A 22,664-nucleotide genomic window follows, 5' to 3' on the forward strand; every position below is an offset into this window, starting at 1 on the left:
GCGATCAGCTGTCCTCGTCGAAGCGGCGCTCGAACAGCGCCTGCACGGCGTCGGCGGCCGCCATCTCGTCCTCGCCTTCCGCGCGCAGCTTCACCTGCGTGCCCTGGCCGGCAGCGAGCAGCATCACGCCCATGATGCTCTTGGCGTTCACCTCGCGACCCTTCGCGGTGAGGGTGCAATGGCTCCGGAACGGCGCCAGCAGCTGCACGAGCTTCGCGGTGGCGCGCGCATGCAGGCCGAGGCGGTTGGAGACGGTGAGGTCGCGTTCGATCATGGGGGACGTGGGTCTTCGCGTTTCGGTCGTGCGGACGGTGGAGGGAGGGAATCCTGGATCTCGGCGGGCGTCCGGCGGTTCGGGGCAGGGCCACGAAGCCCCGACCGCATCAGACATCGTCGACCTGTACGCCGTTGCGCCCGCCGGCGACGGCGATGCCGGGCAGGTCGGACAGCGCGAGGTCGCCGTAATTCAACACGCGCAGCAGCATCGGCAGGTTGAGCGCCGACACGCGCCGCACCGGCGTGCCGAGCTGCGCGAGCCGCGATGCGACGTTTGCGGGGCTCGCGCCGTACAGGTCAGTCAGCACCAGCACGCCGTCGCCGCCGTCCGCACGCCGGAGCGCCGCGCTCGCGAGCGGCAGCACCGTCGCGAGATCGGCGTCGAACGGCACCTCGAAGCATTCGATGCGCAGCGGCGGCGGCGTGAGCAGCCGCTCGGCGACGTGCTTCATCGCACTGCCGATGCCTTCGTGGGTGACGAGCAGGATGCCGACGGCCATGCCCCGACGTTAGCAGAGGCGCATGACCGTCCGGAAGCGGCCGTCAGTCCAGCTCGCGGTGATGCACCGCCACTTCCTGCCAGCCGGAGGCGCGCGCGTGCGAGGCCATGCGTTCGGCGAGGAACACGGAGCGGTGCCGGCCGCCCGAGCATCCGAACGCGATGGTCGCGTAGCTGCGGGTGCTGTCGGCCTGCAGCCGCGGCAGCCACGTGTCGAGGAAGCCGCGGACCTGCAGGAAGAATTCCTCGACGTCGGGCTGGTCGAGCAGGTAGTCGCTCACCGCGGCGTCGCGGCCCGACAGCGGGCGCAGCGAGGGGATCCAGTGCGGGTTCGGCAGCGCGCGTGCGTCGAACACGAAGTCCGCGCCAGCCGGGACGCCGCGCCGGTACGCGAACGATTCGAACAGCAGCGACATGCCCGCCTCGCTGCCGAGCCCGAACTCGGTGGTGACGTGGCGGCGCAGCTGGTGCACGTTCATGTCGCTGGTGTCGACCACCGCGTCGGCCAGCTGGCGCAGCGGCCGCAGCACTTCGCGCTCGAGCGCGATCGCCTCCGGCAGCGACTGCGTCAGCCGGCTCAGGGGATGGCGGCGGCGGGTGTCGGCATAGCGCTTGAGCAGCACCGCATCGCCGGCGTCGAAGAACACCAGCCGCGGATCGAAACCGAGTGCACCGACGGCCGCGAGTGCCTCGGGGACGCGATGGAGCTCGTCGTGCCGGTTGCGCACGTCGATGCCGACCGCGATCTTCGCCGGGCCGCCGTCGTCGCCCCCGGTGACGTCGGCGACCAGCCCGGGCAGCAGCGTCGCGGGCAGGTTGTCGACGCAGTAGAAGCCGAGGTCCTCGAACGTGTTCAGGGCCACCGACTTGCCGGAGCCCGACATGCCGCTGACGAGCACGAGCGTGGCGGTGCGTGCGTTCACGAGTCGCCCCGTTCGAGGAAGTGGCTGTGCCGTGCCATGAAGGCGGCGGCGGGATCGACGCCCTTGGCGCGCAGGATGTGCGTGCGCGTGGCCGCCTCGGTGAGCACCGCAAGGTTGCGGCCCGGCATCACCGGCAGGCTGATCATCGGCACGTCGAGATCGAGTACGCGCCGCATGCCGAGGTCGCCCACGATGCGTTCCATCCCGCCCGGCGTCGGCTCGAGCGAGGGCCGCGTCAGGTGCACGATCAGGCGCAGGTACTTGGTCCGCTTGACTGCGGTGTCGCCGAACATCTGGCGGATGTTGAGCACGCCGAGGCCGCGCACTTCCAGCATGTCCTGCAGCAGCTCCGGGCAGGCGCCGTCGAGCACGTCGGGCGCGATCTGGGTGAACTCGGGCGCGTCGTCTGCGACCAGCCGATGTCCGCGCGTGATCAGCTCCAGTGCGAGCTCACTCTTGCCGGCGCCGGCTTCGCCGGTAATCAGCACGCCGATCGAATAGATCTCCATGAACACGCCGTGCAGCGTGACGCGCGGCGCGAGCTTGCGCGCCAGGTGGTACTGCAGGTGGTTCAGCAGTTCATGGCCGCGTCGCGGCGAGATCCACAGCGGCGTGTCGGTTTCCTCCGCGGCGAGGCGCAGGTCCTCGGGGCAGGGCTGGTTCTTGCTGATCACCAGCGCCAGCGGGCGGAACTCCATGATCTTCTCGATCGTCTTCCAGCGCATGCGCGAATCGAGGCCATCGAGCCAGTCGAGTTCCTCGGTGCCGAGGATCTGCACGCGGTTGGGATAGATGATGTTGAGGTAGCCGCCCAGCGACGGTCGGCGCGATACCGTATCGCCCGATTCAAGCACGCGCGACGCACCACTTCGGCCGGCGGCCCAGCGCAGCGCGAGGCGCTCGGCCTGCTGGTCGAACAGCTCCTGCGCGCTGATGCGTGCGTTCATGCGTCGGTTCCCAGAAGGCGACGGGCGAGGTCGCGGTCGTCGCCGGCCGCGCGCAGCGAATCGCGGAAGCCGGCGTCGGAAAACCGCTCGGCCACCTCGCCGAGGTGCGCCAGATGGCCCGCGACGTCGTCGTCGGGCACGGCCATCGCGAAGACCAGGTCGACCGGCCGGGCATCGGCCGCGGCAAACGGCACGGCGCGGTCCAGCAGCACGAATGCCGCGCGCGCGCGGTCCAGTCCGGGCATCCGCGCATGCGGAATGGCAACGCCGTGGCCGAGCGCGGTGGTGGCGAGACGTTCGCGCTGGCGCAGGCGCTCGGCGACGTCGAGTGCGGGCAGCCCGTGGCCTTCCACGGGCTGCGAGAGCAGGGCGGCGACGTGCTGGAGCACGCCGTCGCGATCGAGGCATGCGCCGACCCGCCCGATGCGTTCGCGGTTGAGCAGGTCGGCGAAGGGCATGGGCCTCAGGCGGTCTCGACGACGCGCGCGAGGCGCTCACCGCGGTGGTGGTCGCCGCGCTTTTCCTTGTACTTGAGCAGCGCACGGTCGAGCTTGTCGGCGAGCAGGTCGATCGCCGCGTAGACGTCGAGGCCGTCGGCGTCGGCATGGATCGTATGGCCGGCCAGCGTGACCGTCGCCTCGGCCCATTGCCGGGTCTTCTCCACCGCCAGGACGGTGCGCACGTCGAACGGTCGCTCGACATGGCGCGCAAGGCGCTCGAACCGCGTCGCGACGTAGTCGCGCAGCGCCGGGGTGACGTCGATGTGCTGGCCGTGGATGTCGATTCGCATGGCTACTCCTGACTGTCGGTCGAGGCGGCCGGTGTGGCCGCGACCCCAGCATCGCACTTTCGCGCAGCGACGGATTGACGTCCGTCAAACACTGCGAAGGTCAGCCGATCCGGACGCGGTCCTGCGACGACGGGATCCCCAGCGACTCGCGGTATTTTGCCACCGTGCGGCGCGCGACCGTCACGCCGGCGGCGCGCAGCGATTCCACGAGGCGCGCGTCCGACAGGGGTTTGCGCGGGTTCTCCGCCGCGACCAGCTGCCGGATCATCGACTGCACCGCGGCGCTGGACGTTTCGTCCGTCGTGCCGCTGCCCACGCCCGAGGCGAAGAACGCGCGCAGCGGCAGCGTGCCGCGCGGTGTGCGCGCGTACTTGCCGGCGATGGCGCGGGAAATCGTCGACTCGTGCAGGCCCAGCTCCGCCGCGACCTCGCGCAGCGTCAGCGGCCTCAGGCCTGCGTCCCCGGATTCGAGGAACGCGGACTGGCGCTCGACGAGGCAGCGCGCGACGCGCAGCAGCGTCTCGCCGCGCGCCTCGACGTTGCGCAGCAGCCAGCGCGCCTCCTGCAAGTGCGTGCGCAGATACGCGGCGTCCGCGCTGGAGGTGTGCGGGATGAGCGATTCGTAGCCGCGGTTGATGCGCAGTCGCGGGCGCCCGTGATCGGCCAGTGCCGCGCGCCAGGCGCCGCGCTGGCGCCAGATCACCACGTCGGGCGTGACGTAGCTTTCCGGCGTCACCTCGCCCAGGCGCGCGCCCGGGCGCGGGTCCAGCGACAGCAGCAGGGCCACGGCGCGCTCCACGGCGTCGCGCGGTTCCGCGATCTCATGCGCGAGGCGGTCGACCCCCAGCCGCGGCAGGCGCTCCAGGTGCTCGCAGGCGATGTGCATCGCCAGGGCGCGGTCGGGCGTGTCCTCGGCGGTCGAAAGCTGCACGCACAGCGCTTCGGACAGCGTGCGCGCGCCCACGCCGACCGGATCGAAGCGCTGCACCACGTGCAGCACCGTCAGCATCTCGTCGAGGTCGGGAAGCGGCGGGTCCAGCGTGTCGGCGATCGCCTCCAGCGGCTCGCGCAGGTAGCCGTCCTCGGAGATGGCTTCGATGATCGCCACGCCGATCATGCGGTCGCGCGCGGACAGGCTGCTCAGGTGCAGCTGCCACAGCAGGTGGTCCTGCAGGGTCTCGGGGTCGGCGACCTGCTCGGCGAGGCTCCCCGACTCGGGGTCGTCGCCCTGGCCGCCGCGACCGCCGTCCGCCCAGCCCTCGAGCTCACTGTCGCTCCACGCCTCGGCGGGCGCTTCGGCGTCGCCGACATCGGCCTGCCGCGGGTCGGGCGCGACCGCCACTTCGCCGTCGTCCCATTCCAGCAGCGGGTTGCTCTCGACCGCCTCGGTCAGTTCCGCGTCCAGCTCGACCGACGACAGCTGCAGCAGGCGGATCGCCTGGCGAAGCTGCGGCGTCATCACCAGCTGCTGGCCGAGTGAAGCCTGGAGGCGCGGTTTCATCGACATGCAAGGTACACGGCGCTCGTGTCGCGGGTCAGCGGGATGGGCCGCCGTCGGTCGGGCGCCGCAGCATTACAGTCGGAACGTTTCGCCGAGGTAGACGCGCCGTACGTCGGCATTGGCGAGGATGGCGTCCGGCGCGCCCTGCGCGAGCACCACGCCCTCGTTGAGGATGTAGGCGCGGTCGCAGATGCCGAGGGTTTCGCGGACGTTGTGGTCGGTGATCAGGACGCCGATGCCGCGCTCGGTGAGGTGCCGGACGATCTTCTGGATCTCGCCGACCGAGATCGGATCGACGCCGGCGAACGGCTCGTCCAGCAGCATCAGCCGCGGCTTGGCCGCCAGCGCGCGCGCGATCTCGACGCGGCGGCGCTCGCCACCGGACAGGCTCGCGCCGATCTGGTCGGACACGTGCGAGATCTGCAGCTCCTCCATCAGCACGCCCAGTTCCCGCTCGCGCCCGGCGCGATCCAGGTCCGTGCGCAGCTCGAGCACCAGCCGGATGTTGTCGGCGACGCTCAGGCGGCGGAACACCGACGGCTCCTGCGGCAGGTAGCCGACGCCGTGCTTGGCGCGCGCGTACATCGGCTGCGACGTGATGTCCTTGCCGTCCAGCAGGATCTGCCCGGCATCGGCGGGCACGAGCCCGACGATCATGTAGAAGCAGGTCGTCTTGCCGGCGCCGTTCGGACCGAGCAGCCCGACGACTTCACCCGCGTCGAGGCTCAGTCCGAAATCCCGGACCACCTCGCGCGACTTGTAACTCTTGCGCAAACCTTCCGCGCGCAGCATCAGGGCGTGCCCGAGTTCTTGGGCAGGATGCGCATCTTCACGCGACCGCCGCCGGCCGCGCCGCCGCTGGCGACCTGGCCGCTGCGCATGTTGTAGGTCACCCGGTCGCCCGAGAGCGAGCCGCGCGGCTGCTGGATGCCGACGTTGCCGCTGAACACCACGACGTCGGCCTTCATGTCGTAGTCGGCCGCGCTCGACACGGACGACATCGGCGTGCCGTCGTCGAGCTGCTGGCTCATGCGGACCGGGCCGCCCCTCAGCACGGCGCGCACGGCCTCGCCGTTGCGCATGGTGATCTCGGCGGTGGACGCCGTGATGCGCAGCGTGCCCTGCGTGATCGTCACGCCGCCGCTCAGCACGGTGGGCCGGCTGTCGTCGGTCGAGTACACGGCCGAGCCGCCCTCGATGTCGATCGGCTGGCGGCGGTCCGAGCTGCGCGCGCCGGCGACGCCGACGGCGGCGAGGAGCGCGAGCGCGGTGACGGCCGCGAGGCTAGGGCGACTTTTCATAGCGTGCCTTGACGTTCTGGAGCTGCACGACGCGGCTGTCCAGCTTCGCGTCCATGCCGTGTCCGTTGAGTATAAGTCCCGGTTGCCTGACGACGACCTGCACGGGCGACGTGGCGCGGTTGGACTGCGGGAAAACATTGAGCTGCTGCGTATCCATGCGGATCGGCTGGCCGTCCGCGTCGATGCTGGTGGCGACGACGTCGCCACGCAGGCGGATTTCGTCGCCCGATGCCGACACCCATCCCTTCGCGGAATGCACGTCCCACGGCTTGGCGTTGCCGCCGGTGCGCACCGGGATGGCGAATACCGGCGTTGCGATGTCGAGCGTGCGCACGTCCGGGTCGCGCGTGAGCTTGGGCGCACGCAGCGTGAACGCCTCGCGGCCCTCCGAATCGAGCGAAACGAGCTCGAAGTCGTGGAGCGTGTAGTCCGATCGCCCTGCCTCGAGCGATGTCGAGCCCGTTGCGTTCTGGCGCCACAGCGCGCCACCGATGACGATCGCGGCGACGATCAGGATCGTGCTCAGCACCACGCGCCAACTCATGCCTGCGCTCCGAGTGCGGGCGGCCGCTCGGCGAGCAGCTCGCCGATCAATGCGTCCACGCACTCCTGGGCCTCGAGCAGCATGTCGCAGAAGGCGCGCGCCGCGCCGCGACCGCCGGGGCGGGGCGCATGCCACGCGGTCTCGCGCGCGAGCCACGGGTGCGCATCGGCCGGGCAGGCCGACAGGCCGACGCGGCGCATCACCTTGAGGTCGGGAAGATCGTCGCCCATGAACGCGACCTGCGAGAGCTCGAGGCCGAGTCCTTGAGCGAGGCCCTCGACGCACGCGAGCTTGTCGCCGATGCCGCTGCAGGCGCGCACGCCGAGCTCAGTGGCGCGACGCTCCACGACCGGACTCGTGCGGGCGGTCACCAGCGCGACCTCGATCCCGGCGCGACGAAGCAGCACGAGGCCCTGGCCGTCGTGCACGTGGAACGCCTTCGACTCGGCGCCCGCGCTGTCGTAGAGGAGGCGGCCGTCGGTGAGCGTGCCATCGACGTCGAAACAGGCGAGGCGCACGCGGCGGGCGCGATCACGCAGGTCGGCGGGGGCGGGGGCGGGCTTCGTCATCGTGATCAGGGGGTTAAACCACCCGTGCGCGCAACAGGTCGTGAATGTTGAGCGCGCCGACCACCCGCCCTTCAGCGTCGACCACGAGCAGACCGTTGATCTTGTACTGCTCCATCACGTGCGCGGCCTCCACGGCGAGCACGTCGGCGCCGATCGTGCGTGGCTGGCGCGTCATCACCTGTGCGATCGGCGTGGCGCGCATGTCGAGCTGCGCATCGTCGAGGGTGCGGCGCAGGTCGCCGTCGGTGAAGACGCCGAGCAGGCGCCTGTCGGCGTCCGCGACCGCGGTGAGGCCGAGCCGTTTCTGGCTCATCTCCACCAGCGCTTCGCTCACGGTGGCATCGGGGCCGACCACCGGCAGCGCGTCGCCGGCGTGCATGACGTCCGCGATGTGCAGCAGCAGACGGCGACCGAGCGCGCCGGCGGGGTGCGAGCGTGCGAAGTCGTCGGCGGTGAAGCCGCGCGCCTCCAGCAGTGCGACCGCCAGCGCGTCGCCCATCGCGAGCGAGGCCGTCGTGCTGGAGGTCGGCGCCAGGTGCAGCGGGCAGGCTTCGGCGGGCACGGACACGTCGAGGTGCATGTCCGCCTCGCGCGCCATCGTCGAGGCGGGCCGCCCGGTCATGGCGATCACGATGTTGCCCTGGCGCTTGAGCACGGGCATCAGCGTGAGGATCTCGTCGCTCTCGCCGGAGTAGGACAGCGCGAGCACGACGTCGGCGTCCGTGATCATGCCGAGGTCGCCGTGGGCGGCCTCGCCCGGATGGACGAAGAACGCGGGCGTGCCGGTGGAGGCGAGGGTCGCGGCGATCTTGCGCGCCACGTGGCCGGACTTGCCCATGCCGATGCAGACCACGCGGCCGCGGGCGTCGAGCATGGCCTGGCAGGCCTGCGAGAACGCGGCGTCCAGGCGCGCGCACACGGCCGCGAGGGCGTCCGCCTCGATCGCGAACACGCGTCGGCCGCTGGCGGGGAAGTCGATGGGGGCCGGGGCCGTCGTGCCGTGTTCCGCCATTTCGGACGGGGGTCCTTTCCGCTAGGCTAATCCGTCCAGTTTAAGCGGTCCGGCCGTTCCGCGCCCGGCGCCGCCCTTGCCGACAGGTAGTGCAGTGAATCCCCAGACCATCCGCGAGCTCATCGAGCAGGGCCTGCCCGGCGCGCGCGCCGACGTGCAGGGCGACGACGGCGTGCATTTCGAGGCCACCGTCGTCAGCGACGCCTTCCGGGGCAAGCTGCCGCTCGCCCGCCACCGCATGGTCTACGCCACGCTGGGCGACCGCATGGGCGGCGAGATCCACGCGCTCCAGCTCAAGACGCTGACGCCCGAGGAAGCGGGCGCCGCCGGCTGACCGCCACTCCACTTTTCCGGCCGAAAAATCCATGCAGAAGATCGTTGTCGAAGGCGGCGCGCCGCTGAACGGCGAAGTCCGTATTTCCGGCGCCAAGAACGCCGTCCTGCCGATCCTCTGCGCGACGCTGCTCGCCGACGGGCTGGTGACGCTGCGCAACGTGCCGCACCTGCACGACGTGCACACCACCGCGCGGCTGCTCGCCGAGCTGGGCGCGCGCGTCGGCGACGGCGGGCCGGGCGTGGTCACCGTCGACCCGACGACCGTCAACAGCCACGTCGCCCCGTACGAGCTGGTCAAGACGATGCGAGCGTCGGTGCTGGTGCTGGGTCCGCTGCTGGCGAAGTACGGCCATGCGGAAGTCTCGCTGCCGGGCGGCTGCGCGATCGGCTCGCGCCCGGTCGACCTGCACATCAAGGGCCTGCAGTCGCTCGGCGCGCAGATCTCGGTGGAAAACGGCTTCATCAAGGCGCGCGCGGACAAGCTGCGGGGCGCGCGTCACGTGTTCGACATCGTCAGCGTCGGCGCCACCGAGAACGTACTGATGGCCGCGACGTTGGCCCAGGGGCGGTCGGTGATCGAGAACGCGGCGATGGAGCCCGAGATCGTCGACCTCGCCGAATGCCTGATCGCGATGGGCGCGAACATCACCGGCGCCGGCACCGGGCGCATCGTGGTGGAAGGCGTCGACCGCCTGCACGCCTGCGAGCATTCGGTGGTGGCCGATCGCATCGAGGCAGGCACGTTCCTGGTCGCCGCGGCGATGACCGGTGGTCGCGTCACGATCACGCATGCGCGGCCGGACACGATGGACGCCGTGCTCGACAAGCTGCGCGATGCCGGCGCCGAACTCGACTGCGACGGCGACCGCATCACGCTGGACATGAAGGGCCGCCGCCCCAAGTCGGTCGACATCACCACGATGCCGCATCCCGGCTTCCCGACCGACATGCAGGCGCAGTTCATGGCGCTCAACTGCGTGGCCGACGGGGTGGGCGTGATCAATGAAACGATCTTCGAAAACCGCTTCATGCACGTCAACGAGCTGCTGCGCCTCGGCGCGGACATCCGTGTCGACGGTCATACGGCGGTGGTACGCGGCGTGCCCCGCCTGAGCGGCGCGCCGGTGATGGCGACGGACCTGCGCGCCTCGGCGTCGCTGATCCTCGCGGGTCTCGTCGCGAACGGCACGACGACGATCGACCGTATCTACCACCTCGACCGCGGCTACGAGAACATCGAGCAGAAGCTGTCGGGGCTTGGTGCGAAGATCTCGCGCATCGGCTGATCGCCAGCGGCAACGCCAACAAAAAAGCCCCGCCGATGCGGGGCTTTTTCGTGGCCGTCGGATCGCTTACTGGGCGATCCGCAGGTCGATGGTGTCGCCGTCGTCCACCTGCATGATGCGCACCGGCACCGGCACGCCCGGCACCACCCACAGCGTGGTCTTCTTGCCGCCGCCCGTGCTCACCACCTTCGTCGCCTGCTGCGACTTGCCGCCGACCGTGACCGCGTCCTTGCCGGCGACGGTATAGGTCAGGTCGCGCGCCTTGCCGTTGTCGACCATGCGGTAGCGCAGCGGCTTGCCGGCGGTCGCGTCGCGCGCGATCGCCAGGTTCACGAGCAGCGCGTCGAGGTCCCCCTTGCGCAGCGCGATCGGGCCGGCGCGATCGGCCTTCACGTCGCCCGACCACGTCGCGACGCCGCGCGACCAGTCGTAGCTCGCCTTCTTGTTCGACTTCTTGATCAGCAGCTTGTTGCTGTCGGTGCCCGACAGCGGGCGCAGCACGCCGCCGTCCTCGTCGAACACGGTCGTCTGGACCAGGTTCGCCATCTGGTTGTGGATTTCGAGCGTGTAGCGCCACTGGCCATTGCCCGCGGGCTCGATGGCCATGCGGCCCGTCGCCTTCATGCCCATGTAGTTCGCCTGGTACGGCGCGCTGAACGGCTGCGCGGCGAAGGCGGGCGCGCCGATGAGGGCGAGCGAGGCGGCCAGTACGGCGCCGCGGAGGAACGTCTTCGTCATGTGGTCAGGCTCCCTTGTATTCGACGAGGCGAAGATCGTAGGTGTCTTCGCCGTTTTCACGTTGCAGGATGCGGATCGGCGTCGGAACGCCGTCCGCGACCCAGATCGAGGTCTGCTCGGCGCCGGACTGGACCCGGTCGACGCGCAGCGCGCTGTAGCGCAACTCGCCGACGCTCATGTCCTCCGGCGTGGCGGACACGACGTACTGCTGCACGCGGGCGCGACCGCTGTCCACGTACCGGTACTGAAGCGTCTGCCCCGGCTGCGCGTCGCGGATCACCGCGAGGTTGATCAGCAGGCCGCTCATGTCGCCCGGCTGCAGATCCACCGGCGACCGGCGGGTCTTCTTCACATCCCCGGTCCAGGTCGCCTTGCGAGCCGACCAATCGTAGATACCGGTGGTCTGCTTCCGCGTGAACAGGACTTTGCGCACCGTGCTCTGGGCGATCGGTCGATAGGCGCCGTTCACCTCGTCGAAGACGGTGCTCTGCTGAGCGTTCAGTCCGGCGAGTCCGATCAGGCCCTTGCCGTCCATCACCAGGTCGACGCGCCAGCGGCCGCCGTCGGGCGCCACCGACAGGGTGGCGACGCCGAGCGCGCGGCCTCCGCGGTAGACGTCGTAGGTGGCACGGAACGGTTCCACGGCCTGCGCGAGCCCGGCGACCCACAGCAGGGCGGCGGCCAGCCCCCACCGCGTGAACGTCCTCATGCCTCGATCTCCACGAGTTCGGTGCCCGCGAGCTGCAGCGGCCGCGCGAGCCGGCGGCCGTCGAGCATGACCGAACCGCCGTCGAGTCGCAGGCGGCGCGCCGCGAACAGCCCCAGTGTCGCCAGCAGCAGCGGGTGCTCGCGGTCCAGCACGCGAGCGGCGAGCGCGGCGGCGTCCTCACCCGGCACCACGGCCACGCGCGTTTGCGCGATCACCGGCCCGCCATCGAGTTCCGCGCTCACGAAATGCACGCTGGCGCCGTGTTCGAGTGCGCCCGCCGCGAGCGCCTGCTCGTGCGTGCGCAGGCCCTTGAACAGCGGCAGCAACGACGGATGGATATTGATCATGCGGCCCTTCCATGCCTCGACCTGGGCGGCGCCCAGCAGGCGCATGTATCCGGCGCAGACGATGAGGTCGGGCTGAACCGCCTCGATCGCCTCGAACAGCGCGGCGTCGAATCCGTCGCGGGAATCGAAGTGCGCGGGCGTCACGGCGACCGCCGCGATGCCGGCGCCGCGCGCGCGTTCCAGTGCCTTCGCGCCGGCCCGGTCGGAGAACACGCCGACCACGGTGGCATCGAGGACGCCGTCGCCGATGGCGTCGAGGATCGCCTGCAGGTTGCTGCCGCGGCCGGAGGCGAGGACCGCCAGACGCAGGGGCGCGGCCATCAGCCGATGCGCACGCGCTCGCCGTCCGCGCGGACGACCCGGCCGATCGGGCGGTGCGCGAGGCCGAGGCGGTCGAGGTCGCCCGCGACGGCCGCCACGTCGTCCGGCGACACCACCAGCACGAAGCCGATGCCGCAGTTGAACGTGCGCCACATCTCCTCGTCTGCGACGGCGCCTTCGCGCTGCAGCCAGTCGAACACCGGCGGCAGGACGATCGCGCTGGCGTCGATGTCGAGGCCGAGCCCTGCGGGGATCACGCGGATGATGTTCTCGGTGAGGCCGCCGCCGGTGATGTGCGCCATCGCGTGCAGGTCGTGCGCGGCGAGCAGTTCGAGCACCGGCTTCACGTAGAGGGCGGTCGGCGCCATCAGCGCGTCGACCAGCTTCACGCCGCCGATGTCGAGATCGGCGGGGCGGCCGGCGCGGTCGTAGATCCGGCGCACCAGCGAATAGCCGTTCGAATGCGGGCCACTGGAGGCGATGCCGACCAGCACGTCGCCCTCGCGCACCTTCGCGCCGTCCAGCAGCTTCGACTTCTCGACCGCCGCCACGCAGAAGCCCGCGAGGTCGTACTCGCCCGGCGCGTACATGTCGGGCATCTCGGCGGTCTCGCCGCCGATCAGCGCGCAACCGGAGAGCTCGCAGCCGCGCGCGATGCCGCCGACGACCGCCGCGGCGGTGTCCACGTCCAGCTTGCCGGTGGCGAAGTAGTCGAGGAAGAACAGCGGCTCGGCGCCCTGGACCAGCACGTCGTTCACGCACATCGCCACCAGGTCGATGCCGATGGTGTCGTGGCGGCCGAGCTGCTGCGCCAGCTTGAGCTTGGTGCCCACGCCGTCGGTGCCGGACACCAGCACCGGCTCGCGGTACTTGCCCGACAAGTCGAACAGCGCGCCGAAGCCGCCGAGCCCGCCCATCACCTCGGGACGGAAGCTGCGCCTGACCAGCGGCTTGATGCGCTCGACGAGCTCGTTGCCCGCGTCGATGTCGACGCCGGCCTCGCGGTAGGTGAGCGGGGCGCGGTCGGAGGACTGGGACACGGCGGTCTCGGCGATCGTGTGAAGAGCCCGCGATTCTACCAGCGCGCACCGCCGCGGCCGGCCGCCGTGGACGGCCCGGCGGCGCTGCGGCACCATGTCCGGCCTGTCCACGACCCCTGGCTGGCGATGGCGCGCGCGTCCCGATTCCTCTCCGCATTCCTCCTGCTCGCCTTCAGCACCGTCGTGCTGGCGCAACGCGTGGAGGGTTCCCGGGCGCAGGCGTCCGGCCCGTACTCGGCCGAAGTCGTCGTCAACAACCAGACCGATGCCCAGCGCAATACCGGCTTCGCGCGTGGCCTGCTGCAGGTGCTGCAGCGGGTGACGGGCGACCGCTCGGTGAACCAGAAGCCGGGCGTCGGCGACGAACTGCGCCGCGCGCGGCAGTACGTCGACCACTACGACTTCCGCCAGGACGAGGGCATCGGCCCGACCGGCGCACCGACCTACAACACGACCCTCGTCGTCCAGTACGACCCGAAGAAGGTCGACGAGATCATCAGCACGCTGGGCCTGCAGTCCTGGCCGACGCCGCGCCCGAAGCCGGTGCTCTGGCTCGCCATCGACGACGGCTCCGGCCCGCGCCTGGTCGGGCTGAACAAGAGCGGTGCCGCGCGGCCGGTGCTGGATCGCGCCAAGCAGCGTGGCTACTCGCTGGGCCTGCCCGCGGGCACGGCCGCCGAGCAGGCGCTGGTCGGGTCGATCTGGCGCGGCGACACCGCGGCGATCGCGCGCGCCTCGTCGAAGTACGCACCGCCGATGCAGCTGATCGGCAAGCTCTACCGGACCGTCGCGGGCGGCTGGCAGGCGGAATGGACCTTCCTCGACAGCGGCCGCCAGCTCGCCAAGACCGCGACCTACGACCGCGACGCCCGCCGCGCCATGGCCGGCGGCGCCGACATCGCGGCCGATGCGCTGATCCGCAAGTACGCCAAGCCCGGCAAGACGCTGGGGCCGCCGGGGCGTTACGTGGTGACGATCACCGGCGTGAACAGCACCGACGACTTCATCCGCCTGGCCGCGTATCTCGAACGCAGCGCGGTCGTGAAGCGCGCGACCGCGCTGCGCGCCACGCCCGATGGCCTGACCTACGAGCTGGAGCTCGTCAGCGGCGTCGCCGGGTTCTCGAAGGCGGTCGCGAAGGACGGCGTGCTGGAGCCGGTGGGCGACGACGACGCGACGACCACCTTCCGCCTCCGCTGATGCACGCGCCGGCGCTCGACGACATCGCGCGCTTCCTCCGCCGCCTGCAATGGGCGGCGGCGGTCGCGCTCGCGGGCTGGCTGCTCTGGCTGCTCGCACCGGTGCTGACGCCGTTCGCGATCGCCGCGCTGCTGGGCTGGCTCGGCGATCCGATCGTCGACCGGATGGAAGCGCGCGGGCGCAGCCGGGGCACCGCGGTCGCGATCGTGTTCATCGTCATGACGCTCGCCGTGCTCGCGGTGATGCTGGTGCTGGTGCCCGCGCTGGAGCGGCAGATCGTCACGCTGGTGCAGTCGATCCCGCATTACCGCGACTGGGTCGTGGGTACCGCGGTGCCGTGGGTGGAGACCCGCACGGGATTCCAGCTGCAGGCGTGGCTCGACCTCGACCACCTCGTCGAGCTCGCGCGCACGCACTGGGAGCGCGCCGGCGGCGTCGCGGCCGCGATGCTCGGCTATCTGTCGCGCTCGGGCTTCGCGCTGATCGGCCTGCTCGCCAACGTCGTGCTGCTGCCCGTGCTGACGTTCTTCTTCCTGCGCGATTGGGACCTGCTCGTCGAGCGCGTCGCCTCGCTGGTGCCCCGTGCGCACCTGCCGGTCGTGGCGCGACTGGCGAAGGAATCCAGCGACGTCCTCGGCGCGTTCCTGCGCGGCCAGTTCCTCGTGATGCTGATCCTGGGCGTGATGTACGGGGTCGGCCTGTGGCTGGTCGGGCTCGACCTCGGGATCCTGATCGGCCTGACCTCGGGCCTGCTGACGTTCGTGCCGTACCTCGGCCCCACCAGCGGCATCGTGCTGGGCCTCGTGGCCGCGCTGGTGCAGTTCGGCGACTGGCAGCACATGGCGGGCGTGCTCGCGGTGTTCGGCGTCGGCCAGATCATCGAGAGCTACGTGCTGACGCCGAAGCTGGTGGGCGACCGCATCGGCCTGCACCCGATGGCGGTGATCTTCGCGGTGCTCGCCGGCGGGCAGCTGTTCGGTTTCCTCGGCATGCTGCTGGCGCTGCCGGTGGCGGCGGTGGCCAATGTGCTGCTGCGCTACGCGCACGAGCGCTATCGCGAGAGCCGGCTCTATGCGGGCGACGCCCCCGTCATCGTGACCGACGCGGGCCACGGGCCGGCCTGATGCCGACCGGCCGTCACGTGCCGCAGCTGCCGCTGGCGCTGCGGTATCCGCCCGACCAGCGCCTGGAAACGTTCGTCGCCGCGCCCGACGGCGCGCTGGCGCTGCTCGCGGCGGTGGCCGACGGCACGTCGCAGGACTGGCTCTACCTGAGCGGCCCGACCGGCGCCGGCAAGACCCATCTGCTGCTGGGGGCCTGCGCGCAGGCACTCGAGGCGGGCCGGCGGCCGGCCTACCTGCGGCTCACCGGGCTGGCCGGGCGCGTCGGCGATGCGCTGCAGTCGCTGGAAGGCATGGACCTCGTCGCGCTCGACGACCTCGACGCCGTCGCGGGCGAACGGCCGGACGAAGTCGCGCTGTTCGACTTCCACAACCGCGCACGCGCGGCCGGGACCCGCGTGGCCTACGCCGCCAGCGTGCGGCCGGATGCGCTCGGGCTCTCGCTGCCCGACCTGCGCTCGCGCCTCGGCCAGTGCATCGGCATCGCGCTGCAGCCGCCGGGCGACGACGCGCGTCGCGAGGTGCTCCGTCAGCGCGCGCAGCGCCGCGGGCTGGCGGTGGATGACGTCGCGATCGACTGGCTGATGCGTCGCGTGGACCGCGACCTCGGCAGCCTGACGCAGCTGTTCGACCGCCTCGACCGCGAGGCGCTCGCGGCGCAGCGCCGGCTCACCGTCCCGTTCCTGCGCGACGTGCTCGGCCCCGATCTCTGAGCCGGGCTATTCGGCCGTCACCGGGTCGATGATGCTGCTCACCTTCGAGATGCGATCGGCGGGAAACCCGCCGCGCGTCGCGTGCTCGCGGATCAGCGCTTCGCTCGGCGCGGTGTAGACGCAGTAGACGCGGTCGTCGGTGACGTAGCTCTGCACCCACTGGATATGCGGGCCGAGCTCGTCGAGCACGCTGCAGGACTTCTGCGAGATCGCCTTCAGTTCCTGCGGGGACAGCGATCCGGCACCGGGGATGTTGCGTTCGATGACGTAGCGCGGCATGGCGGCGGCTCCGTGGAAGGAGCCTTCGACTGTACGCCGCGTCCCCGGCGCCGCCGCGCCAGTGGTCGGCCCGTCAGGCCGCGTCGCGCAGCGCGCGATCGAGCTGCTGCAGCCGCTCGGGCGTGCCGACATCCGTCCAGCGGCCGCGGTGATGCTCGCCGGTGACGGCGTCGGCGCGCATCGCCTCCCGCAGCAGCGGCGCGAGCTTGAAGCGTGGCGGCGCGTCCGCGGCACCGGGGGCGTCCCCGATGATCTCGCGCCAGCGGTCGAACAGCGCCGGGCGGTACACGCCGATGCCCGAGAAGGTCAGCGTCGACGCGCCCTCGCTGCGTACGTGATCGCCGGCCAGTGCGAAGTCGCCGCGCGCGTTGTGGCCCGGATTGTCGACCAGCACGAGATGCGCGAGGCCCTCGGGCGCGTTCGGCAGTCGTGCGAAGTCGTAATCGGTCCAGATGTCGCCGTTCACGGCGACGAAGGGCGCACCGTCGGGCGACAGCGAAGCGAGCGCGTTCCACATGCCACCGCCGGTCTCCAGCGGCGTGGCGCCTTCGAACAGATACCGCAGGCGCAGCCCCCAGCGCGCGCCGTCGCCGAGCGTCCGCTCGAACGTATCGGCGAGCCAGCTGGTGTTGACGACCACTTCGTCGACGCCGATCGCCGCGAGCTTCTCCAGATGCCACGCGATCAGTGGCTTGCCGCCGGCCTCGAGCAGCGGCTTGGGCGTGGTGAGCGTGAGCGGGCGCATGCGCTCGCCGAGGCCCGCGGCGAAGACGAGCGCCTTCATGCGTCGATGCGCGGGAACGTCGCGCGCACGCGGCGCTCGATCACGCGCGCGAGCGGCGCGAGCTCGGGATAGCGCGGCAGCACGGCGTCGAGATAGGCGACGAAGCGCGGCGCATCCTCCAGGTATTTCGGCTTGCGGTCGCGATGGTTCAGGCGCGCGAAGATGCCGAGCACCTTGAGGTGGCGCTGCACGCCGATGAGGTCGGCATCGCGCAGGAAGCGTTCCAGCGGCGGGACGGGCAGCCCCGCGGCGAGCGCGCGCTCGTGGTAGCGACGCAGCCAGCGCAGCACCGATGCTTCCGGCCAGCTCAGGAACGCGTCCTTGAACAGGCTCAGCGCGTCGTAGGCGATCGGGCCGACGACCGCGTCCTGGAAATCCAGCACCGCCGGGCCGTCGCCGTCGTCGGTCGGCATCAGGTTGCGCGGCATGAAATCGCGATGCACCAGCACCGTCGGCTGCGCGAGCGCGGCGTCGATCAGCACGCGGTAGGCAGCGTCGAGGTTCTCGAGGTCGTCGCAGTCGAGCTCATGCCCGAGGTGGCGAGCGAGGAACCATTCGTCGAACAGGCGCAGCTCGCGCGTGAGCAGCGCCTCGTCGTAGGCGGGCAGGCCCGCGGGCGGCGCGATGGCCTGGAGCTTGAGCAACTGGCCGACGGCGGCCTCGAACAGCTCGTCCGCGTTGGTGTCGATGATCACGTGCAGGTAGGTCTGCGCGCCGAGGTCCTCGAGCAGCAGGAAGCCCGCGTCGACATCGCGCGCCAGCACGCGCGGCACGCGCACGCCGCCCGATTCGAGCACGTCGCGCAGCGCGAGCCAGGGGCGCACGTCCTCCTTGTCGGGCGGGGAGTCCATGACGATGCGGGTCGGCGATTCGCCGACCGTGCGCCAGTAGCTGCGGAAGCCGGCATCCGCCGACGCGGCGACCAGCGTGATGTCCGGGTGGCCGGTGGCCGACCGGGCCCAGTCGAGGCGCGCCGCTTCGCGCGCGTCGGGGGTAGTGCCGTGATCCATTGCGACTCCGCGCGGCGACGGCCGCGAGGCGACAGGGTAGCGGGGCGGCGTCGGCGTGCAATCGCGGACGCGCCCCGCGCCGTGTTCACGGCAGGCTGGTGTCGCCGATCGACTGCAGCCAGTCGTCGTCCGACCCCTCGGCGACGCCCTCGAACAGCACCGTGGACAGGTAGCGCTCGCCGGTGTCCGGGAGCATGGTCAGGATGACCGACCCCTCCGGTGCCGACTCGGCCACGCGCAGCGCCGCGGCGGCGGTCGCGCCGGCGGAGATGCCGACGAAGAGGCCTTCCTCGGCGGCGAGCCGGCGCGCGGTGTCGCGGGCGAGGGTGTCGTCGATCTTGAGGATGTCGTCGACGACCGAGCGGTCCAGCACCTCGGGGATGAAGTCCGGCGTCCAGCCCTGGATCTTGTGCGGCTGCCACGGCTCGCCGGACAGCAGCGCGGCACCGGCCGGCTCGGCCGCGATTACCTTGATGCCCGGCCGGGCGCGCTTGAGCACCTGGCCCGCGCCCGTGATCGTGCCGCCGGTGCCCCAGCCGCTGACGAAACAGTCCAGGCGGCGGCCGGCGAAGTCCTGCAGGATCTCCGGACCGGTGGTGCTGCGGTGGAAGGCCGGGTTCGCCTCGTTCTCGAACTGGCGCGCGAGGAACCAGCCGTGCTTCTCCGCGAGCTCCCGCGCCCGGCGCACCATGCCCGTGCCGCGCTCGGCCGCCGGTGTCAGGATCACCTTCGCGCCGTACGCGCGCATCAGCTTGCGGCGCTCGATGGAGAACGTCTCCGTCATTACCGCCACGAACTTGTAGCCGCGCGCGGCGGCCACCATCGCGAGCGCGATGCCGGTGTTGCCGGAGGTCGCCTCCACGATCGTGTCGCCGGGCTTGAGCAGGCCGCGCTGCTCGGCGTCGAGCACGATGGCCAGCGCCAGCCGGTCCTTGACCGAGCCGCCGGGATTGAACGATTCGACCTTCGCGTAAAGGGTGACGTTCGACGGCGCGACGCGCTGGAGGCGGACGATCGGCGTGCGGCCGATCGTGTCGAGGATGCTGTCGTGAAGGGCCATGGCGGTGGCTCGCGGGGGAGGACCGCTAGGGTGCAGCCCCCAGTGTCAAACCGGCGCGCCGCTGGTCGAACGCTGCGGCGGCACGGATCGGACACCGACCGCCGCCACGTCCGCAGGCCGCCAGCGGCCATAATCCCCGGACCGACGCACGCCCCCCGCCCGATGACCTTGCCCCGCCTCAGCCACCTCGATCGCCTCGAGGCCGAAAGCCTGCACATCCTGCGCGAGGTCGCGGCGTCCTTCCGCAATCCGGTGATGCTCTATTCGGTGGGCAAGGACAGCTCGGTGCTGCTGCACCTGCTGCTGAAGGCGTTCTTCCCCGCGCGACCGCCGATCCCGCTGCTGCACGTCGATACGACGTGGAAGTTCCGCGAGATGATCGAGTTCCGCGACCGCCGCGCGGCCGAAACCGGGGTCGAGTTGCGCGTGCACACCAATCCCGACGGGCTCGCGCAGGGCATCGGCCCGGTCTCGCACGGCGCCACCGTGCATACCGACGTGATGAAGACGCAGGCGCTGAAGCAGGCGCTCGACCGCTACCGCTTCGATGCCGCGATCGGCGGCGCGCGCCGCGACGAGGAGAAGTCGCGCGCCAAGGAGCGCGTGTTCTCGTTCCGCAACCGGCAGCACGCCTGGGATCCCAAGAACCAGCGGCCCGAACTCTGGAGCCTGTACAACGCACGCATCGAGCCCGGCGAATCGGTGCGCGTGTTCCCATTGTCGAACTGGACCGAGCTCGACATCTGGCTCTACATCTACCGCGAGAGGATCCCGGTGCCGTCGCTGTACTTCGCGGCCGAGCGTCCGGTGGTCGAGCGCGACGGCGCGTTGATCATGGTCGACGACGAGCGCTTCCCGCTGCGCGAGGGCGAGGCGCCGTCGATGCGCCGCGTGCGTTTCCGGACGCTGGGCTGCTATCCGCTCACCGGCGCCATCGAATCCGAGGCCGACACGCTGGAGAAGATCATCGCCGAGATGCTGGTGGCCACCACTTCCGAGCGGCAGGGCCGCGTGATCGACCACGATCCGTCGGCGTCGATGGAGAAGAAGAAGCGCGAGGGCTATTTCTGATGACGCGTCCGGACGACGCGGCCGCGACGGTCGCCGCCTACCTCGCCGACCACGAGTCGCGCGACCTGTTGCGTTTCATCACCTGCGGCAGCGTGGACGACGGCAAGAGCACGCTGATCGGCCGCCTGTTGCACGATACGCGCGGGCTGTTCGAGGACCAGCTCAGCGCGCTGGAGAAGGACAGCCGCCGCCACGGCACGCAGGGCGAACGCATCGATTACGCGCTGCTGCTCGACGGCCTCGCCGCCGAGCGCGAGCAGGGCATCACCATCGACGTCGCCTACCGCTTCTTCAGCACGGCCAGGCGCAAGTTCATCGTCGCCGACTGCCCGGGGCACGAGCAGTACACCCGCAACATGGCGACCGGCGCGTCCACCGCCGACGCCGCCGTGGTGCTGGTCGATGCGCGCAAGGGCCTGCTCACGCAGACGCGCCGCCACAGCTACATCGTCTCGCTGCTCGGCATCCGCCACGTGCTGCTGGCCGTGAACAAGATGGACCTGGTCGGCTACGACCAGGCCACGTTCGACGCGATCGCGGCCGAATACCGCACGCTCGCGGCGTCGATGGGCATCGAGCACGTGAGCGCGGTGCCGCTGTCGGCGCTGGAGGGCGACAACCTGATCGAGCGATCGCCCCGCATGCCGTGGCATGCCGGCGAGACCCTGCTGGAATTCCTCGAGCGGGTGCCGCCCGGCGATGCCGACGCGGGCGCGGGCTTCCGCCTGTCCGTGCAGTGGGTCAGCCGCCCGCACCAGGATTTCCGCGGTTTCGCAGGCACCGTGGCCGCGGGCACGGTCCGGCCGGGCGATGAGGTCGTCGCGCTGCCGTCCGGGCGTCGCTCGCGCGTGGCGCGCATCGTCACCGCGGACGGCGACCTCGCCGTCGCCGCGCGCGGGCAGGCGGTCACGCTCACGCTCGCCGACGAACTCGACATCAGCCGCGGCGACGTGATCGCGGACGCGCACGATGCGCCGCAGGTCAGCGACCAGTTCGCGGCGCACCTGCTGTGGTTCGACGCGCAGCCCCTGCTGCCGGGTCGGCCCTACTGGCTGAAGATCGGCGCACGCGAGGTCGGCGCGAGCGTCACCGAGATCAAGCACAAGGTGGACGTCAACACGCAGGAGCCGCTCGCGGCGAAGCACCTCGAAATGAACGAGGTGGGCGTGTGCAATCTCTACCTCGACACGCCGGTGCCGTTCGAGGCGTATCGCGACAACCGCGAGCTGGGCGGCTTCATCCTGATCGACCGCCAGACCAACGCGACCGTCGGCGCGGGCACGATCGACTTCGCGCTGCGTCGCGCCGCGAACATCCACTGGCAGCACGTCGACGTCGACCGGGCCGCGCGCGCGCGCCTGAAGGGGCAGTCACCGCGCTGCGTGTGGTTCACGGGCCTGTCGGGGTCGGGCAAGTCGACCATCGCCAACCTGGTCGAGAAGCGCCTGCATGCGATGGGGCGGCACACCTACATCCTCGACGGCGACAACGTCCGCCACGGCCTGAACAAGGACCTCGGTTTCACCGACGAGGACCGCGTCGAGAACATCCGGCGCGTGGCGGAAGTCGCGAAGCTGATGACCGACGCGGGGCTGATCGTGCTGGTCAGCTTCATCTCGCCGTTCCGCTCCGAGCGACGCCTCGCGCGCAGCCTCTTCGGCCCCGGCGAGTTCGTCGAAGTGTTCGTGGACACGCCGCTCGACGTCGCCGAGTCACGCGACGTCAAGGGCCTCTACGCGAAGGCGCGCGCGGGGATGATCCCGAACTTCACCGGCATCGATTCGCCCTACGAGGTGCCGGAGCATGCGGAGCTCGTGCTGCGGACGCTGGACGTGCCCCCCGAAGCGCTGGCGGAGCAGGTGGTGCAGCGCCTGCTGGAGCCCTGACGGTGCATCCGGCAGTCGCGCGTACTGCGCGGCGAGCGCTCCGACTCAGCGATCGTGGCGGCCCGGGCGCTTGAACGCGCGCTGGTACACGACCAGCAGCACGATCGCCGCGACGATGGCGACCACCCAGGAAATCGCGCCGCCCCCCGGGGTGAGCGCGCCGGCGATGGCGGCACCCGCGGCGCCGATCAGGATGGTCATGATCATCCCGACGTTTTCCGGGCCCGGCTTCAGGATGCGCGCGAGCACGCCGATGATCGCGCCGCCGATGAGGTAGCCGAAGAAGCCGTTGAACATGGAAGGTCCTCGCCGGGATGGCGCGCCGATGCTGCGTCGCGCGCTGTCGGCGGCGCGTGGATGACCTGAACGGACGCCCGCAAACGAAAACGGCGCCACGAAGG

Annotated in this window: 28 protein-coding genes; 7 read left to right on the forward strand and 21 right to left on the reverse strand. The window is 71.0% G+C overall.

All coding sequences use genetic code 11. The features are described 5' to 3' along the window. Window positions 1-4 precede the first annotated feature (4 nt). From E4F61_RS08020 to E4F61_RS08075, 12 genes are all read right to left on the reverse strand, one after another. Window positions 5-274 (reverse strand): HPr family phosphocarrier protein, encoded by a 270-nt coding sequence (locus E4F61_RS08020; protein ID WP_133479153.1) that lies wholly within the window; start codon window positions 272-274, stop codon window positions 5-7. A gap of 109 nt (window positions 275-383) precedes the next feature. Continuing rightward, on the reverse strand, window positions 384-776 hold the full coding sequence (locus tag E4F61_RS08025; protein WP_133479154.1) for a PTS sugar transporter subunit IIA: 393 nt from the start codon (window positions 774-776) through the stop codon (window positions 384-386). A gap of 43 nt (window positions 777-819) precedes the next feature. Continuing rightward, window positions 820-1,698, reverse strand: coding sequence for an RNase adapter RapZ (rapZ, locus tag E4F61_RS08030; protein ID WP_133479155.1), 879 nt, complete (start codon window positions 1,696-1,698; stop codon window positions 820-822). Further along, window positions 1,695-2,645: an HPr(Ser) kinase/phosphatase gene (gene hprK / locus E4F61_RS08035; protein ID WP_133479156.1), complete on the reverse strand. Its 951-nt coding sequence runs from the start codon at window positions 2,643-2,645 to the stop codon at window positions 1,695-1,697. Before hprK ends, rapZ begins: the two co-directional genes overlap by 4 nt. Further along, window positions 2,642-3,103 carry a PTS sugar transporter subunit IIA gene (locus E4F61_RS08040; RefSeq protein WP_133479157.1) on the reverse strand — a complete coding sequence of 154 codons (462 nt, stop codon included), beginning with the start codon at window positions 3,101-3,103 and terminating at the stop codon, window positions 2,642-2,644. The genes hprK and E4F61_RS08040 overlap by 4 nt, the downstream gene beginning before the upstream one ends. 5 nt (window positions 3,104-3,108) lie before the next feature. Then, window positions 3,109-3,435: a ribosome hibernation-promoting factor, HPF/YfiA family gene (hpf, locus tag E4F61_RS08045; protein ID WP_133479158.1), complete on the reverse strand. Its 327-nt coding sequence runs from the start codon at window positions 3,433-3,435 to the stop codon at window positions 3,109-3,111. A 100-nt stretch (window positions 3,436-3,535) separates the two neighbouring features. Then, window positions 3,536-4,936 carry an RNA polymerase factor sigma-54 gene (locus tag E4F61_RS08050; RefSeq protein ID WP_133479159.1) on the reverse strand — a complete coding sequence of 467 codons (1,401 nt, stop codon included), beginning with the start codon at window positions 4,934-4,936 and terminating at the stop codon, window positions 3,536-3,538. Between the two features lie 72 nt (window positions 4,937-5,008). After that, on the reverse strand, window positions 5,009-5,728 hold the full coding sequence (gene lptB / locus E4F61_RS08055; protein WP_133479160.1) for an LPS export ABC transporter ATP-binding protein: 720 nt from the start codon (window positions 5,726-5,728) through the stop codon (window positions 5,009-5,011). Next, entirely contained in the window at window positions 5,728-6,237 is a 510-nt protein-coding gene (gene lptA, locus E4F61_RS08060) for a lipopolysaccharide transport periplasmic protein LptA (RefSeq protein ID WP_133479161.1), read from the reverse strand. The genes lptB and lptA overlap by 1 nt, the downstream gene beginning before the upstream one ends. Next, entirely contained in the window at window positions 6,221-6,781 is a 561-nt protein-coding gene (gene lptC, locus E4F61_RS08065) for an LPS export ABC transporter periplasmic protein LptC (RefSeq protein WP_133479162.1), read from the reverse strand. The genes lptA and lptC overlap by 17 nt, the downstream gene beginning before the upstream one ends. Further along, window positions 6,778-7,350, reverse strand: a complete 573-nt coding sequence (locus E4F61_RS08070) for a KdsC family phosphatase (RefSeq protein WP_133479163.1) — start codon at window positions 7,348-7,350, stop codon at window positions 6,778-6,780. Before E4F61_RS08070 ends, lptC begins: the two co-directional genes overlap by 4 nt. Window positions 7,351-7,363: 13 nt before the next feature. Next, window positions 7,364-8,362 carry a KpsF/GutQ family sugar-phosphate isomerase gene (locus E4F61_RS08075; protein ID WP_133479164.1) on the reverse strand — a complete coding sequence of 333 codons (999 nt, stop codon included), beginning with the start codon at window positions 8,360-8,362 and terminating at the stop codon, window positions 7,364-7,366. A 94-nt stretch (window positions 8,363-8,456) separates the two neighbouring features. On the opposite strand from E4F61_RS08075, the gene E4F61_RS08080 reads away from it, so the two are divergent. After that, a complete protein-coding gene (locus E4F61_RS08080; protein ID WP_133479165.1) occupies window positions 8,457-8,696 on the forward strand; it encodes a BolA family protein in 240 nt (79 codons plus the stop codon). Window positions 8,697-8,727: 31 nt separating this feature from the next. Then, a complete protein-coding gene (murA, locus tag E4F61_RS08085; RefSeq protein WP_133479166.1) occupies window positions 8,728-9,984 on the forward strand; it encodes a UDP-N-acetylglucosamine 1-carboxyvinyltransferase in 1,257 nt (418 codons plus the stop codon). 66 nt (window positions 9,985-10,050) lie between these two features. On the opposite strand, the gene E4F61_RS08090 is transcribed toward murA, so the two are convergent. Genes E4F61_RS08090 through purM form a run of 4 tightly spaced genes read right to left on the reverse strand, consistent with a single transcriptional unit; the run spans window position 10,051 to window position 13,139 of the window. After that, window positions 10,051-10,722, reverse strand: a complete 672-nt coding sequence (locus tag E4F61_RS08090; protein WP_133479167.1) for a DUF3108 domain-containing protein — start codon at window positions 10,720-10,722, stop codon at window positions 10,051-10,053. A gap of 4 nt (window positions 10,723-10,726) precedes the next feature. Beyond that, window positions 10,727-11,431 carry a DUF3108 domain-containing protein gene (locus E4F61_RS08095; protein WP_133479168.1) on the reverse strand — a complete coding sequence of 235 codons (705 nt, stop codon included), beginning with the start codon at window positions 11,429-11,431 and terminating at the stop codon, window positions 10,727-10,729. Beyond that, window positions 11,428-12,099 (reverse strand): phosphoribosylglycinamide formyltransferase, encoded by a 672-nt coding sequence (purN, locus tag E4F61_RS08100; RefSeq protein ID WP_133479169.1) that lies wholly within the window; start codon window positions 12,097-12,099, stop codon window positions 11,428-11,430. Before purN ends, E4F61_RS08095 begins: the two co-directional genes overlap by 4 nt. Beyond that, window positions 12,099-13,139: a phosphoribosylformylglycinamidine cyclo-ligase gene (gene purM, locus E4F61_RS08105; RefSeq protein WP_238382850.1), complete on the reverse strand. Its 1,041-nt coding sequence runs from the start codon at window positions 13,137-13,139 to the stop codon at window positions 12,099-12,101. Before purM ends, purN begins: the two co-directional genes overlap by 1 nt. An 18-nt stretch (window positions 13,140-13,157) precedes the next feature. Here purM and E4F61_RS08110 point away from each other — a divergent pair, with 18 nt between their 5' ends. The 3 genes from E4F61_RS08110 to hda are packed head-to-tail and all read left to right on the forward strand — an operon-like array spanning window position 13,158 to window position 16,173. After that, entirely contained in the window at window positions 13,158-14,339 is a 1,182-nt protein-coding gene (locus E4F61_RS08110; protein ID WP_238382852.1) for a DUF2066 domain-containing protein, read from the forward strand. Beyond that, a complete protein-coding gene (locus E4F61_RS08115) occupies window positions 14,339-15,463 on the forward strand; it encodes an AI-2E family transporter (protein WP_133479171.1) in 1,125 nt (374 codons plus the stop codon). The genes E4F61_RS08110 and E4F61_RS08115 overlap by 1 nt, the downstream gene beginning before the upstream one ends. Then, window positions 15,463-16,173, forward strand: a complete 711-nt coding sequence (hda, locus tag E4F61_RS08120) for a DnaA regulatory inactivator Hda (RefSeq protein WP_133479172.1) — start codon at window positions 15,463-15,465, stop codon at window positions 16,171-16,173. Before E4F61_RS08115 ends, hda begins: the two co-directional genes overlap by 1 nt. Before the next feature lie 6 nt (window positions 16,174-16,179). On the opposite strand, the gene E4F61_RS08125 is transcribed toward hda, so the two are convergent. The 4 genes from E4F61_RS08125 to cysK all read right to left on the reverse strand — a co-directional run bounded on the left by E4F61_RS08125 (window position 16,180) and on the right by cysK (window position 19,306). After that, window positions 16,180-16,452 (reverse strand): DUF4242 domain-containing protein, encoded by a 273-nt coding sequence (locus E4F61_RS08125; RefSeq protein ID WP_133479173.1) that lies wholly within the window; start codon window positions 16,450-16,452, stop codon window positions 16,180-16,182. Window positions 16,453-16,525: 73 nt separating this feature from the next. Continuing rightward, on the reverse strand, window positions 16,526-17,236 hold the full coding sequence (gene murU / locus E4F61_RS08130; RefSeq protein ID WP_133479174.1) for an N-acetylmuramate alpha-1-phosphate uridylyltransferase MurU: 711 nt from the start codon (window positions 17,234-17,236) through the stop codon (window positions 16,526-16,528). After that, a complete protein-coding gene (locus E4F61_RS08135; protein WP_133479175.1) occupies window positions 17,233-18,246 on the reverse strand; it encodes an aminoglycoside phosphotransferase family protein in 1,014 nt (337 codons plus the stop codon). Before E4F61_RS08135 ends, murU begins: the two co-directional genes overlap by 4 nt. An 85-nt stretch (window positions 18,247-18,331) precedes the next feature. Then, entirely contained in the window at window positions 18,332-19,306 is a 975-nt protein-coding gene (cysK, locus tag E4F61_RS08140) for a cysteine synthase A (protein WP_133479176.1), read from the reverse strand. Between the two features lie 162 nt (window positions 19,307-19,468). On the opposite strand from cysK, the gene cysD reads away from it, so the two are divergent. Both cysD and cysN read left to right on the forward strand, forming a co-directional pair. Continuing rightward, window positions 19,469-20,377, forward strand: a complete 909-nt coding sequence (gene cysD / locus E4F61_RS08145; protein WP_133479177.1) for a sulfate adenylyltransferase subunit CysD — start codon at window positions 19,469-19,471, stop codon at window positions 20,375-20,377. Further along, window positions 20,377-22,263 (forward strand): sulfate adenylyltransferase subunit CysN, encoded by a 1,887-nt coding sequence (cysN, locus tag E4F61_RS08150; RefSeq protein WP_133479178.1) that lies wholly within the window; start codon window positions 20,377-20,379, stop codon window positions 22,261-22,263. The genes cysD and cysN overlap by 1 nt, the downstream gene beginning before the upstream one ends. Before the next feature lie 45 nt (window positions 22,264-22,308). Here the strand turns inward: cysN and E4F61_RS08155 are convergent, their stop codons facing one another. Continuing rightward, a complete protein-coding gene (locus E4F61_RS08155) occupies window positions 22,309-22,560 on the reverse strand; it encodes a GlsB/YeaQ/YmgE family stress response membrane protein (RefSeq protein WP_133479179.1) in 252 nt (83 codons plus the stop codon). Window positions 22,561-22,664: the final 104 nt, after the last annotated feature.

This window comes from Cognatilysobacter segetis (assembly GCF_004359965.1).
In the GTDB taxonomy this organism is placed as follows: Bacteria; Pseudomonadota; Gammaproteobacteria; order Xanthomonadales; family Xanthomonadaceae; genus Cognatilysobacter; species Cognatilysobacter segetis.